The organism is Rhizobium sophoriradicis (assembly GCF_003939025.1).
Lineage (GTDB): Bacteria > Pseudomonadota > Alphaproteobacteria > Rhizobiales > Rhizobiaceae > Rhizobium > Rhizobium sophoriradicis.
This window is the reverse complement of record NZ_RQIH01000001.1, coordinates 398759-411879: the sequence shown is the minus strand read 5'-3', so window position 1 is coordinate 411879 and position 13121 is coordinate 398759. Positions and strand designations below refer to the sequence as shown.

The window sequence follows — 13121 nt, the reverse complement described above, 5'->3', positions numbered from 1 at the left end:
CTCCATTTCCGTCTGGCATTCGAGGATTAAGTATGCAATATGCAAAAGAATATACAATATGGAAAATACAAAATCGGGAATTTTATCGAAAACACACAGGGAAAGTTCAAAAAGGGGAGGAAAAGCAATGGGAAAGGTCTATGTCATCGGCACCTGCGACACCAAGGGAGCGGAACTGCGCTACGCCCAGGAGGTGATTAATGCGGCCGGCGCCGATGCCGTGCTGGTCGATGTCGGCACGCTTGGGGAGGATGCCGGCGCCGATATCCGGGCGCGCGACATCGCCGAATTTCATCCCGAGGGTGCGGCGGCTGTCCTCGGGCAAACGGATCGCGGAACGGCGGTTTCGGCCATGGCCAAGGCGCTGACGGCCTTCCTGACGTCACGCGGCGATATCGGCGCCGTCCTCGGCCTCGGCGGTACCGGAAATACCGCACTCGTCACGGAAGCAATGCGCGCACTTCCGATCGGTCTGCCGAAACTGATGGTCTCGACCGTCGCCTCCGGCAATGTCGCGCCCTATGTCGGGCCGAACGATATCACCATGATGTATTCGGTCGTCGATGTCGCCGGCCTGAATGCCATTTCGCGCAAGGTGATCGGCAATGCGGCGAACGCAGCGGCCGGCATGGCCCGCAATCCTATCCCCGCCTCGAGCAATGATCGGCCGGGTATCGGCATGACCATGTTCGGCGTCACCACAGCCTGTGTCACGCAGGTGCGCGAGATACTCGGCAAGACGCACGAAATCTACGTCTTCCACGCCACCGGCGTCGGCGGCCAGTCAATGGAGAAGCTTGCCGATTCCGGCCTGCTGCAGGGCGTAATTGATGTAACGACGACGGAGGTTCCGGATCTCCTTGTCGGCGGCGTCTTCCCGGCGACCATGGATCGCTTTGGCGCCATCATTCGCACCGGCCTGCCCTATATCGGCTCGGTCGGCGCCGTCGATATGGTGAATTTCGGCGCGCGGGAAACCGTGCCTGGGGCTTTCCAAGATCGGAGGTTGCATGTCCATAATGCGCAGGTGACGCTGATGCGCACCACGCCGGAAGAAAATCGCCGGATCGGCACTTTCATCGTCGAACGGCTGAACCGGATGCAGGGGCCGGTCCGGTTCCTGCTGCCGCTGCAAGGCGTGTCGGCGATCGATGCCGCCGGTCAGCCGTTCCACGATCCGGACGCCGATGCGGCGCTGTTTACGGCCATCCGCGATGGCTGGCGTGATGCGGAAAACAGGCGTCTCGTCGAGATCGACGCCCATATCAACAGCCAGGAATTCGCCGCGGCACTCGTCGCCAATTTCCATGACATCCATGCCTGAGGAGACAGTTTTGACCCGCATCGACAGAAAAGACATTCTGAACACGCTTCGCCGCAAGATCGCCGAGGGCCGGCCGATCATCGGTGGCGGCGCCGGCACCGGCCTTTCCGCCAAGAGCGAGGAAGCCGGCGGCATCGACCTGATCGTGATCTATAATTCCGGGCGTTACCGCATGGCCGGGCGCGGCTCGCTGGCGGGCCTGCTCGCCTATGGCAATGCCAATGAGATCGTCAAGGAGATGGGCCGCGAGGTTCTGCCGGTCGTGCGTCATACGCCGGTGCTGGCCGGCGTCAATGGCACCGATCCTTTCATGCTGCCCGATCACTTCCTCGAAGAGTTGAAGGCGATGGGTTTTGCCGGCATCCAGAATTTCCCCACAGTCGGACTGATCGACGGCACCTTCCGCGCCAATCTCGAAGAAACCGGCATGGGCTTCGATCTCGAGATCGACATCATCGCCCGCGCCCACGCCAAGGACATGCTGACGACCCCCTATGTCTTCAGCCGCGAGGACGCCGTCGCCATGACCAAAGCCGGCGCCGATATTGTGGTCTGCCATCTCGGCCTGACCACGGGCGGCGCGATCGGCGCCGAAACGGCGCTGACGCTCGACGGGTGCGTGGACAAGATCAATATATGGGCCGATGCCGCGCGGTCGGTGCGCGACGACGTCATCGTGCTCTGCCATGGCGGCCCGATCTCCATGCCGGCGGATGCCGCCTATGTGCTCGCCCGCTGCAAGGGCTGCAACGGCTTCTACGGCGCAAGTTCGATGGAGCGGCTTCCGACCGAGATCGCGATCCGCGCGCAGGTCGAGGACTTCACCAAGATATAGGCGTGGCTTGGACCGGCCGAGTGCCAGCTGCCGGCGCCTCCCTCGCGGGGCGCCGGCAGCGGAAGAGCTACGGCATGACCATGGCGCCGGTTTCCGACGGCGCGAGGACTTCGTCCAGCTGCCTGACGAGGGCGCGGTCGCCGTCCACATCCGCCGCCAGCCGGGAGAAAAGATCGGCCATACCCCGAAAAATCGTTGCCGCCGGATCGTCCTCTCCGAGGAAATCGGCGATCTCCTGCATTTCGGCAACCCAACGATAGGCCTTCGGATACATATCGGGAATGGATTTCGACAGCTTGCGCTCGATATCGGGAAGGCTTTCCGCGAGTTCGGCCTTCAGGCTTTCGGCAGCACCCGAACGCGATGCGGCAAGCAGCATTGCGGCACCAAGCCCGGCAAATCCCTTGTTAATGCCGGCATAACACATCTTCAGCGCCGATGCCGCGCCGAGCGGTCCATCGAGCCTGCGGACCTTCAGGCCATGTTTTTCAAGCAGCCGGCTCCGCTCCGCGCTATCGCCGCTGATATAGAGTGTCGGACCTGATTTGCCGGCAACCGGCGGACCGCCGATGATGGCGCCATCAAGGACTTCTACCCAGCTGCCTTCAAACCGCGCCGCCAGTGCCTGCATCGTTTTCGGCGCAATCGCATTGAGGTCGATGAAGGGCGGCGGCGCGGGATTCTCCAGTGATATTTCGGCGATGAGGCCGGCGACGCTCATCGCCTCCGCCGGCGGAACGATCGATAGGACCAGCTCTGTCTTCGTCAACTCCTCGAGCGCGACCGGAATCATCCCGGCTGCTTGCGCTCGTGCGATCGTCGGCTCGCTCCGGCCGTCGAGATAGGTCAGCACCGTGGCGCCATGGTCGATCAGCCGTTTGGCGACGGCGCTTCCCATCGCGCCCGATCCGATGATTGCGATATTGCCCATGTGAACCTCGATGATTGATGATATCGCGGTAAAGCTATTGCCGACGGCCGTGCCGTCAACTGCGACGATCCGCCCCGAGCCCCTCCAGATGGCCGCTTCCTGCGTTGCGATGTTGCGGCATTTCTGCTTGATATCGGTCAAAGCAGAGGTGGCCGGCGCCGGTATGATCGGTGCGCCTAGTCGTATTCGGGAATATTGAACTCAATGTATCGGACGATCATCTGCGGCATCGGCATGGGTTCCCGGGAAACGGCAATCCGCCTCCTGCGCCGGGCGGCGGCGCTGTTGGACCACGGCGGCAGCATCGTCGTCCTGCACGTCGTCGAGAATATTCCGCACCGCCACCTCGTGGATCTTCCGGAGGAATTCGAGACGACGGCGATGGCCGACGCCGAAAGGAAGCTCGTATCGCTCTGTCGGGAATTGGGTGTTCCGGCAACGGTCGAGGTTCGCATCGGCGTTGCGGCCTCCATGCTCGCGTCGGCCGCCAAGGAGAGATCGGCCGATCTCATCCTGCTGTCATCGCATGTCCCCGATATCACCGACTACGTCTTTTCCTCGATCGTCGAGAAGGTCGTGCGCCACGCGGGCTGCTCGGTGCTCATCGATCGCCGTCCCGATCAGTTGCAGGAAGACGGGGCGCTGTTGTAGCTCTCCACAGCCTCCCCTCCCCTCCGGCGCCCTGACCACCTATATTTCAGGCAAATCAACGGCAGAATTGGCTGCCTGAGCGGAGACATGCATGAGCCAGGATCCCTATGAGCTTCTGGGCGTGAAGCGGGATGCGTCGCAAAAGGATATTCAAAGCGCGTTCCGTAAGCTTGCCAAGAAGCTGCACCCCGACCTGAACCCCGGCGACCGGAAGGCCGAGGAGCGTTTCAAGGAAATTTCGACCGCCTACGAGATTTTGAGCGACGAAGAGAAGCGCGGACGCTTCGACCGCGGCGAGATCGATATGACGGGCGCTGAGCGGGCGCAGCGCAGCTATTATCGGGACTATGCCTCGGCCGGCGGCACCGATAATCCCTATCGCAGCAACGCCGGCTTCGCAGACTTCGGCGATGCCGACGACATCTTTGCGAGCTTCTTTTCACGCCGCACTGGCGGCGGCCGGGCGCGCAGCCAAGGCCAGGACCGGCGCTTTTCAATGGAGGTCGATTTTCTCGAGGCCATCAACGGCACCAGGACCGAGGTCAAGCTTCCGGATGGCCCCGCGCTAGAGGTGGGGATCCCGCCGGGAACGCGCGACGGCCAAACCTTGCGGTTGCGCGGCAAGGGGGAGCCGGGTGCTGGCGGCGGGCCGGCAGGCGATGCGCTCATCGAAATCCGTGTGCGTCCACACCGCTTCTTCACGCGCGACGGCGACGACATCCGCCTGGAGCTGCCGATTTCGCTCGGCGAAGCGGTGCTCGGCGGCAAGGTTCGCGTCCCCACGCCTTCAGGCCCTGTCAATCTGACGCTGCCGCCTCATTCCAACACCGGAAAAGTCCTGCGCCTCAAGGGCAAGGGCGTTCCGAAGCGCGGCGGCGGGCACGGCGACGTCTATGTCTCCCTGAAGATCGTCTTGCCCGATCAGCCTGATGAACGGCTGACGTCCCTGGTGAAGGAATGGGCGGCGGCACATCCACACGATCCGAGGAAGAACATGGAGGCCTGATCATGGATGATCATGAGTTCCGTCTTTACTTGCAAATCGATGTGGTCCAGCTCGATTTCTGGATCGAACAGGGCTGGCTTATCCCGGAGATCTCAGGCGAAAAGCGACAGTTTCGCGATGCCGATATCGCCCGCGCGCGGCTGATCCTGGATCTCATGCGCGATATGGGTGTCAACGAGGCCGGAGTCGATGTCGTCATGGATCTGGTCGATCAGCTTCATGGTATCAGGGGAACGATGGGCAGGCTGATGACGGCCATTTCCAGGCAGGAGCGCGATGTCCAGCAGCGGCTGGTCGAAAGTCTCGAGGATTTGGAACGGTTTTGACGAGGCCGCGGCTCGTGCCTATGTCGTGAACCAGTAGCGGACGATATGGAAGAACAGTGGCGCGGCGAAGGTGATAGAATCCAGCCGGTCGAGTACGCCGCCATGGCCCTCGATCACATAACCCCAGTCTTTGGCGTTGAGATCGCGCTTGATGGCTGAGAGCACGAAGCCGCCGAAGAAGCCGGCTACGACGATGACGGTGCTGATGGCGGCCGCCTGCAGGGGTGAGAACGGCGTCAGACGATAGAGCAGCGTTCCCACCAGGATCGCCGAGGCGCCGCCGCCGATCAGGCCTTCGAGGGTCTTCGATGGACTGATGTTCGGCGAGAAGCGATGTTTTCCCAGAAGCTTGCCCCACACATACTGGAAGACGTCGCTGAGCTGCACGACGATCACGAGATAGACGAGAAGAAGTGCCGACGGCGTGCCGGTCTCAAGCATCAGCAGTGCGGGCGCGTGGCTGATCGAGTAGACCGTCAGCATCAATCCCCATTGCACCCTGGCAGTCCGCGCCAGGAACTCGTTGACGTCACCGGTCAGCGTCGCCACCGCCGGCAGGATCAGGAAGGCATAGACCGGAATGAAGATCGCAAAGAGGCCGTACCACAATGTTCCGAGCAACACATATTGCAGCGGTAGGACGACGAAGAAGGATAGGAACAGCGCCTGGTGGTCGCCGCGCCGTGACGGCGTCAGCGTCCAGAATTCGCGAAGCGCCATGAAGGACAGGAATGCGAAGAGGATGACCACCGCCGTGTCGCCGAGCAGAATCGCGCCGCCGAAGACCGCGACCATGATCCACCAGGAGCGGATGCGGGCATTGAGGTTCTGCACAGTGGCGACGGAGCCGAGTTCGCTCGCGCGCCGCTGTAGGATGAAACCGATGGCGGAGGCGACGGCGAGCAGGCCGAGGATCGCGGCAAGGACGATGGAGAAAAAGCTAGTCATGCGACGCGCCCCCCGTCTGCCAACTCAATGATCGCGGCGCGGGCGCGGGCGAGAAATGCATCCTTGCCTTCGCCCGGTTCGACGCGCAGCGGCTTGCCGAAACGCGCCGTGCAGGTGATCGGCACGATCAGTATGCTTCCCTTCGGCAGGATGCGCTGCAGATTGTCGAGATGGATCGGCACGAGATCGACATCGGGGAAACGGCAGGCAAGGCGATAGATGCCGCTGCGGAACGGGGCAATCTCTTCGGTGGCGCTTCTCGTGCCTTCCGGAAAAATCAGGATCGAACGCCCCTCTTCGAGCAGCCGCTCGAGCGGCTCCAGCGGGTTGCTATCAGGCAGAGGCTTGCGGTCTATCAGAACGGCGCGCAGGCCCTTCTCCGCAATGAAACGGCGAAAGGCGCTGGTTCCCCAATAGTCGCGCGCCGCAACCGGATGGGTCAGCCGCCGCACCTGATACGGCAGGGCGGCCATGACGGCGACCGTATCGACATGGCTGTTGTGGTTGGCGAAATAGATGCGGCGGCGCGTGTCGGGCGTGCAGCCCCGCCACTCGCTGCGGGCGCCGACCATGATACGGACGAACAGCACAAGGAGGCGACGGACGAACGCGGTCATGATCGCTCCAGCGAACGGGCAAGCGTTGTCGTGCGGGTGATGCAGGTGACGAGGCTTCCGGCCGCGATGATGGCCGAGGTCAGGATCAGCGAGCAATGGCTGGCTAAGCTGGTCGGCGTGACGCCGATGCGCGTCAGCCACGCGCTCAGGGCGATCGTCCAGGACGATGACCGGCTCGCGATCGGTCGCCGCGAGGCGTCCTGTTCTTCACCCATTCCCTTGTTCCCCAACCCAACAGTTCTCCTGCATATCCTGCAAATATCGTCGCGCCAAGCCCTGCAGATCCGGTCCGAGCTATCATCTTGTCAAACGACGGAGGCGCTCGTTGGAAGGGAAATTCTCAACCGGGAAGCGCGACCGCATCGGGGTGCAGCCTGCCGCGCCGCGTTCTTTCCGCCAAGTCGCGGCGCCATGCAGGCATCCAAAAAAATCGGCGGCCGACGAAAGAGCCCAAGCAGTCGATCAGCCTGATTTTTAAGCCTGTTCTCTCCTTGACACCTTTTTAGGCGCTACTATGATTTTTGAACCAGATGGTAAAAAAGGGGAGCAATTGATGACCAAAGACATGCTGATTTCGCGCCGGGCAGTGATCGCATCGGGCATTGCGCTCGGAGTGAGCAGCCTGGCCCCGCTCGCAAGGGCTGCCGCCCCGCTGAAAGTTGCCGGCATTCATGCGTCGCCGGTTGAAAACGCCTGGAATTCCTGTCTTCACAATGCCCTTCAGGACGCTGCCAAGGAGGGCGTCATCGAATATGTCTTCTCCGAAGGTGTCTCAGGCACTGATTATCCGCGCGCCATGCGCGAATATGCCGAACAGGGCAACAAGCTGATCATCGGCGAAGCCTATGCGGTGGAGAAGGAGGCCCGGCAGGTCGCGGCCGATTATCCGGAGACCGCTTTCGTGCTGGGTTCGAGCGGCGAGCAGGCCGGTGACAATTTCGGCGTCTTCGGCACGTGGAATCATGACGGCGCCTATCTGGCCGGCATGCTTGCGGGCAAGATGACCAAGTCGAACGTCGTCGGTTCGGTCGGCGCCATTCCGATCCCCGAGGTCAACATGCTGATCAACGCCTTTGCCGCGGGCGTCAAGGCTGTCAATCCCAACGCCAAGCACCTGGTCTCGTTCATCGGCACCTTCTTCGATCCGCCGAAGGCCCGCGAGGCCGGTCTTGCCCAGATCGACGCCGGCGCCGATATCCTGTTCGGCGAGCGCATCGGCACGGCCGATGCCGCCAAGGAACGCGGCATCAAGTCGGTCGGTTCGCTGGTCGATTACACGCCGCGTTATCCCGATACGGTGTTTGCCAATGCCATGTGGTATTTCCGCCCGATCCTCAATGCAGCGATTGCCGATGTCGCCGCCGGCAAACCGGTCGGTAGGAACTACACGTCCTACGGCCTGATGAAGGAAGGCGGCAGCGACATCGTCTTCGTCAAGGGTGTTGCGCCTGCCGAGGCTGAGGCGGCGATGGAAGCCAAGCGGGCGGAGATCAAGGCCGGCACCTTCGAGGTCCCGAAGATGATGGAAGAGCCGAAGTAGTTCGGCTGATGCAGGGCGACGCGACGGAACTGGCGGCAGCGATCAGGCATGGCAGCCTGAGCGCTGTCGAAGCGATGCAGATCTGCCTCCAGGCAGCGGCGCGGCATGCGCCGCTCGGCGCGATCGCCTATCTCGACGGCGCCATGGGTCTTGCCGCGGCGCAGGCCTGCGACCGGGAGCGGCAGCGCGCGCCTCAGCATTTTTCGGCGCGGCCCTTTGCCGGCGTACCGGCCTTGGCGAAGGATCTGGGCGGTCCCTTCCGCGGACTGCCGGTAACCTCCGGTTCCCGCCTCTTCGAGAGAAAGGGCGGCGACGCCGATTCCGATCTCGCTTCGCGGTTCCGCGAGGCCGGCTTCTGTTTGTTCGGCCTGACGACGAGCCCCGAATTCGGCCTTTCGCTTGCCAGCGAACCGGCGGTGGGGCCCGTCTGTCGCAACCCGCTCGATCCCACGCGCACCGCCGGCGGCTCGTCCGGCGGTGCGGCGGCAGCGGTTGCCGCCGGGATCGTCGCGATTGCCCATGCCACCGATGCCGGCGGCTCGATCCGCGTGCCCGCTGCCTGTTGCGGCCTTGTCGGAATGAAGCCGACCCGCGGCGCTATCCCCTGCGGACCCTCTTTCGGCAACCACCTTGCCGGCATCGCGAGTGAACTGGCGGTCTGCCGCTCGGTGCGGGATACGGCGCTGATTTTCGACCGGCTGAGCGGCAATGCACGCGGCCCCGTTCCGGATCCCTCTCCCGCCGATGTCGATGCCGGCCGTCTGCGGATCGGCCTGTTGACCGACACCGGGCCGGCCTATCCGACCGAGGATCGCCGCCTTGCAGCCGTCGCGGACGCCGCGCGTGTGCTCGAAACGGACGGACACGTCATCGTTCCCTTGGCCTGGGCCGACTTCGAATGGAGTGTTGCCGCCAGCAGCCGTGCCTTCGCCGATATCGTTTCCGTCAACCTCGCCGCGCTGATCAAGGCGGCAGCCCTTGAGGAAAGCAGGGCCGAGCCCCTCACGCAGGCTTTCGCCATACGCGGACGAGCGCTCTCGGCAACCGAACTCTGGAAAACGCTGAACGATGCTGTCCTGGTGAGCCACGCTCTCTGGGCGCTGTTCGACAAAGTCGACTGCATCCTGATGCCGATGCTCGCCTCCGCGCCTCTTGCGATCGGCTCGTTTCCGTCCGATCATGCCGACACCGATCTGCATCTGGAGCGAATGACCGCGTTTGCGCCGCTTGCCTGCCTTGCCAATGTTTCGGGTTTTCCTGCTTTGACGCTGCCTTTCGGACAGGATGAGCTGGCCATGCCGCTGCCGGTGCAGCTGATGATGCCGATGGGTCACGAGCCGGGGCTTTTGTCGCTTGCGGCACGCCTGGAGGCGGAGGGCCGATGGCAGCACCGTTTTCCGGTGGCGGGGTTGCCGTCATGACGGGGCCCGTTCTCGAAATTGTCGGTGTCAGCAAACGGTTCGGCGCCAATCTTGCCAATGACAATATTTCCATGACGCTGGCCAAGGGCGAGGTCGTCGCTCTGCTCGGCGAGAACGGCGCGGGCAAGACCACGCTGATGAGCATCCTTTTCGGCCACTACGTGCCTGATGCCGGCCGAATTCTGATCGACGGCGCCGAGTTGCCGCAGGGCAAGCCGCGCGCGGCGATCCGCGCCGGCGTCGGCATGGTGCATCAGCATTTCTCGCTCGCGCCCAATCTGACCGTTCTCGAAAACGTCATGACCGGCACGGAAGGACTTTGGTCCTGGCGATCGGCAACATCGGCGGCACGCAAGAAACTCCTGGCGATATCGGAGCGCTTCGGCCTGCAGGTCGATCCGAATGCCCGTCTTGGCGACCTTTCGGTCGGCGAGCAGCAGCGGGTGGAAATCCTCAAGGCGCTCTACAATGATGCCCGCATCCTGATCCTCGACGAGCCGACGGCGGTGCTGACCAACATCGAAGCCGAGCGGCTGTTTGCGACCCTGAAGGAAATGGCCCGCCAGGGCCTGTCGCTGATCTTCATCTCGCATAAGCTCGACGAGGTGATGGCGGCGGCTGACCGCATCGTCGTGCTGCGCGCAGGCAAGATGGTCGCTGAGCGCCGGGCGTCGGAAACCAGCAAGGCGGAACTCGCCGAGCTGATGGTCGGGCACCGCGTGATGCGGCCCGTGCGCGAACCGTCGGCACCCGGCGCCGTTGCGCTCGAAGCTTCAGGCGTGACCGTGCGAACCGGCGGCATCGATCGCCTCAAATCGATCAGCTTCCGGCTGCATCAGGGAGAGATCCTCGGCATTATCGGCGTCTCGGGCAATGGCCAGGCGGCATTGGCCCATCTTCTTTCCGGCACGCTGGCGCGCAGCGGCGGCGACCTCAGGCTGTTCGGGGAGCTGGTCGGCGATCTTGGCGTCGCCGATGTCGTCGAAGCCGGCATCGGCCGCATTCCCGAGGACCGCAACCATGAGGGCGTGATCGGGGAAATGGCCATCTGGGAAAACGCCGTGCTGGAGCGCATCGCCTCGCCGGCCTTCTCGCGCCACGGCCTCGTCAACCGCAAGGCAGGCATGGCCTTCGCGCGCGAGATCATCGACGGCTTCGACGTTCGCGGCGGCGGCCCGGCGATCCGCACGCGGCTGCTCTCCGGCGGCAATATGCAAAAGCTCATCCTGGGGCGCAGCCTCTATCGGCTGCCGCGCATTCTGATTGCCGCCCAGCCTGCCCGCGGCCTCGACGAAGGCGCCGTGGCCGCCGTGCATGCGCGCCTGCTCGACGCCCGCCGGCAGGGGACTGCGGTGCTGCTGATCTCGGAGGATCTTGACGAGGTGATTGCGCTTGCAGATCGCATACAGGCGATCGTCGGCGGCCGGCTGTCGCCGCCCGTCGACGCCGATGGCGCCGACGCCCGCAGACTGGGGCTGATGATGGCTGGCGAATGGCAAGAGACCCGCGAGGCCGATCATGCGATTTGAGCGCCGCGAGCACCGCCCGCTTTATCTGCTGATCGTCACACCCGTTATCGCCGTCATCGCGGCGCTAGCGCTGGCGGGGATCTTGATTTCGATCGCCGGCGCACCTGTTCTCGATGCCTATTGGCGCATCCTGACCGGCGCCTTCGGCTCGCGGCTTTCGGCGACCGAAACCTTGACGCGGGCAACGCCGCTGATGCTGACCGGACTTGCCGCCGCCGTTGCCTTCCGGGCGCGGCTCTGGAATATCGGTGCCGAGGGCCAGTTCTATCTCGGCGCCATCGCCGTTGCGGCGGCAAGCTCGAAACTGCTCGGCGCTCTTCCGGCACCCATTCTTATTCCGCTGCTGCTGCTGATTGGTACGATCGCCGGCATGGTGCTGATTTTGCTCCCGCTGTGGCTAAGACTGCGCTTTTCCGTCGATGAGGTCGTCACCAGCCTGCTTATGAATTTCATCGCCGTGCTTTTCGTCTCGATGCTGATCGATGGCGTCCTCAAGGATCCGCTCGCCTTCGGCTGGCCGCAGTCGCAATCGGTCAGCGATCATGCCATGCTGCCGAAGCTGATCGCGCGCTCGCGCCTGCATATCGGTTTGGCGATTGCGATTGCCCTGGCGGTCGCCGTCCACTTCGTCCAGTCCCGCACCGTATTTGGGATGCAGTCGCGGGCCGCGGGCCTTAACCCTGCCGGTGCGGTTTTTGCTGGTGTGCCGCTCGGAAGAACACTGGTGAAGGTTGCCTGTCTCTCCGGTGGGCTTGCAGGTCTTGCGGGAGCAATTGAAGTGATGGGCGTCAAGGGTTACGTGACGACCGACCTGTCGCCCGGTTTCGGCTATGCCGGTATCGTCGTCGCAATGCTCGCCAATCTCAATCCGCTCGGCGTTGTCTTCGCCGCCATTTTCACGGCCACGATGTTCGTTGGCGCCGACGGCATGAGCCGAGGTCTCGGCATCCCGACCTATATTGCCGACGTCACGGTGGCGCTGTCGCTCCTGACGATGCTGATTGCATTGTTCTTCACCCAATACAGGATAAGGCGATGACGCAATTGTTCGATATCATCGCCTCCGCCGGCCTCTGGGCGGCAATCCTGCGGATCGCCACGCCGCTGATTTTCGGCACGCTCGGCGCTTTGCTGTGCGAACGGGCCGGCGTGCTCAACCTCGGCATCGAAGGCATCATGACATTCGGCGCGATGATCGGCTGGCTTTCTGTCTATCATGGTGCCGATCTCTGGACCGGCCTGTTGATCGCGGCGGTCGCCGGCGGCTTCTTCGGCCTGCTGCATGCGTCGCTGACGGTGACGCTCGGGCTCTCCCAGCATGTCTCCGGTCTCGGCGTCACGCTCTTTGCCTCCAGCTTCAGCTATTATGTCTTCCGGCTGATTGTGCCGCTTGCCAATACGCCGCCCACCATTGTGCCGTTCCAGCCGATCGCCATCCCCGGTCTCTCGACGCTGCCTTTCATCGGTCCGGCCTTCTTTACGCAGACGGCGCCCACCTATCTTGCGATCGTGATTGCACTGCTGATGGCCTACATCATCTTCGGAACTCCTGTAGGGCTCGCGATCCGCATGACCGGTGAAAATCCGCATGCAGCGGAAGCCCAGGGCGTTAATCCGATGAAGGTGCGATACGGTGCAGTCATCATCGGTAGCGCGCTGATGGGAATGGGCGGCGCCTTCCTGACCTTGTCGGCGTTCAACAGCTTCTTTCCGACCATGGTGCAGGGCCGCGGCTGGATCTGCATCGCGCTTGTCGTGTTCGCCTCCTGGCGGCCGGGCCGCGCGCTGTTCGGGGCTCTGCTCTTCGCCTTCTTCGATGCCTTTCAGCTTCGGCTGCAAACGGCGCTGAGCGGGCTTGTACCCTATCAGCTCTTCCTGATGACGCCCTATATCCTTTCCATCGCCGCTCTTGCCGTCATGGCCCGCCGCGCGCGCGTGCCGCAGGCGCTGATGCAGCCCTATCGTCGCGGCGAGCGCTGAAGCCGCCTTTTCC

At 63.2% G+C, this 13121-nt stretch carries 13 protein-coding genes and 1 pseudogene; 10 read left to right on the top strand and 4 right to left on the bottom strand.

Going from position 1 to position 13121, the window contains the following annotated elements:
* The first annotated feature begins 127 nt into the window (after window positions 1-127).
* Both EFR00_RS02020 and EFR00_RS02015 read left to right on the top strand, forming a co-directional pair.
* The gene (locus tag EFR00_RS02020) at window positions 128-1324 is read left to right on the top strand and encodes a Tm-1-like ATP-binding domain-containing protein (RefSeq protein WP_077994186.1); all 1197 of its coding nucleotides are present in this window, start codon (window positions 128-130) and stop codon (window positions 1322-1324) included.
* Window positions 1325-1334: 10 nt separating this feature from the next.
* A complete protein-coding gene (locus tag EFR00_RS02015) occupies window positions 1335-2159 on the top strand; it encodes a phosphoenolpyruvate hydrolase family protein (RefSeq protein WP_125864842.1) in 825 nt (274 codons plus the stop codon).
* Between the two features lie 67 nt (window positions 2160-2226).
* On the opposite strand, the gene EFR00_RS02010 is transcribed toward EFR00_RS02015, so the two are convergent.
* Window positions 2227-3090, bottom strand: a complete 864-nt coding sequence (locus EFR00_RS02010) for an NAD(P)-dependent oxidoreductase (protein ID WP_040143318.1) — start codon at window positions 3088-3090, stop codon at window positions 2227-2229.
* 204 nt (window positions 3091-3294) lie between these two features.
* Between EFR00_RS02010 and EFR00_RS02005 the strand changes: the two genes are divergently transcribed.
* From EFR00_RS02005 to EFR00_RS01995, 3 genes are all read left to right on the top strand, one after another.
* Window positions 3295-3741, top strand: coding sequence for a universal stress protein (locus EFR00_RS02005; protein WP_040112931.1), 447 nt, complete (start codon window positions 3295-3297; stop codon window positions 3739-3741).
* Window positions 3742-3832: 91 nt separating this feature from the next.
* Window positions 3833-4747, top strand: a complete 915-nt coding sequence (locus EFR00_RS02000; RefSeq protein WP_040142969.1) for a DnaJ C-terminal domain-containing protein — start codon at window positions 3833-3835, stop codon at window positions 4745-4747.
* A gap of 2 nt (window positions 4748-4749) precedes the next feature.
* Window positions 4750-5073: a chaperone modulator CbpM gene (locus EFR00_RS01995; protein WP_077994187.1), complete on the top strand. Its 324-nt coding sequence runs from the start codon at window positions 4750-4752 to the stop codon at window positions 5071-5073.
* An 18-nt stretch (window positions 5074-5091) separates the two neighbouring features.
* On the opposite strand, the gene EFR00_RS01990 is transcribed toward EFR00_RS01995, so the two are convergent.
* The 3 genes and pseudogenes from EFR00_RS01990 to EFR00_RS34165 form a co-directional block, all read right to left on the bottom strand.
* Window positions 5092-6021 (bottom strand): phosphatidate cytidylyltransferase, encoded by a 930-nt coding sequence (locus tag EFR00_RS01990; protein WP_077994189.1) that lies wholly within the window; start codon window positions 6019-6021, stop codon window positions 5092-5094.
* Window positions 6018-6638 carry a lysophospholipid acyltransferase family protein gene (locus tag EFR00_RS01985; RefSeq protein WP_040112935.1) on the bottom strand — a complete coding sequence of 207 codons (621 nt, stop codon included), beginning with the start codon at window positions 6636-6638 and terminating at the stop codon, window positions 6018-6020. The genes EFR00_RS01990 and EFR00_RS01985 overlap by 4 nt, the downstream gene beginning before the upstream one ends.
* A pseudogene (locus EFR00_RS34165) lies at window positions 6635-6739 on the bottom strand (CDP-alcohol phosphatidyltransferase family protein); the annotation flags it as partial. The gene EFR00_RS01985 and the pseudogene EFR00_RS34165, both read right to left, overlap by 4 nt.
* Before the next feature lie 452 nt (window positions 6740-7191).
* Between EFR00_RS34165 and EFR00_RS01975 the strand changes: the two are divergent.
* From EFR00_RS01975 to EFR00_RS01955, 5 genes are read left to right on the top strand one after another with little or no spacing between them, the layout of a single operon-like run.
* Window positions 7192-8178: a BMP family protein gene (locus EFR00_RS01975; RefSeq protein WP_077994190.1), complete on the top strand. Its 987-nt coding sequence runs from the start codon at window positions 7192-7194 to the stop codon at window positions 8176-8178.
* An 8-nt stretch (window positions 8179-8186) separates the two neighbouring features.
* Window positions 8187-9599 (top strand): amidase, encoded by a 1413-nt coding sequence (locus EFR00_RS01970; RefSeq protein ID WP_077994192.1) that lies wholly within the window; start codon window positions 8187-8189, stop codon window positions 9597-9599.
* A complete protein-coding gene (locus EFR00_RS01965; RefSeq protein ID WP_077994647.1) occupies window positions 9596-11128 on the top strand; it encodes an ABC transporter ATP-binding protein in 1533 nt (510 codons plus the stop codon). The genes EFR00_RS01970 and EFR00_RS01965 overlap by 4 nt, the downstream gene beginning before the upstream one ends.
* The gene (locus EFR00_RS01960; protein WP_009995191.1) at window positions 11118-12167 is read left to right on the top strand and encodes an ABC transporter permease; all 1050 of its coding nucleotides are present in this window, start codon (window positions 11118-11120) and stop codon (window positions 12165-12167) included. Before EFR00_RS01965 ends, EFR00_RS01960 begins: the two co-directional genes overlap by 11 nt.
* On the top strand, window positions 12164-13108 hold the full coding sequence (locus tag EFR00_RS01955; protein ID WP_040112939.1) for an ABC transporter permease: 945 nt from the start codon (window positions 12164-12166) through the stop codon (window positions 13106-13108). The genes EFR00_RS01960 and EFR00_RS01955 overlap by 4 nt, the downstream gene beginning before the upstream one ends.
* The last annotated feature ends 13 nt before the right edge of the window (window positions 13109-13121 follow it).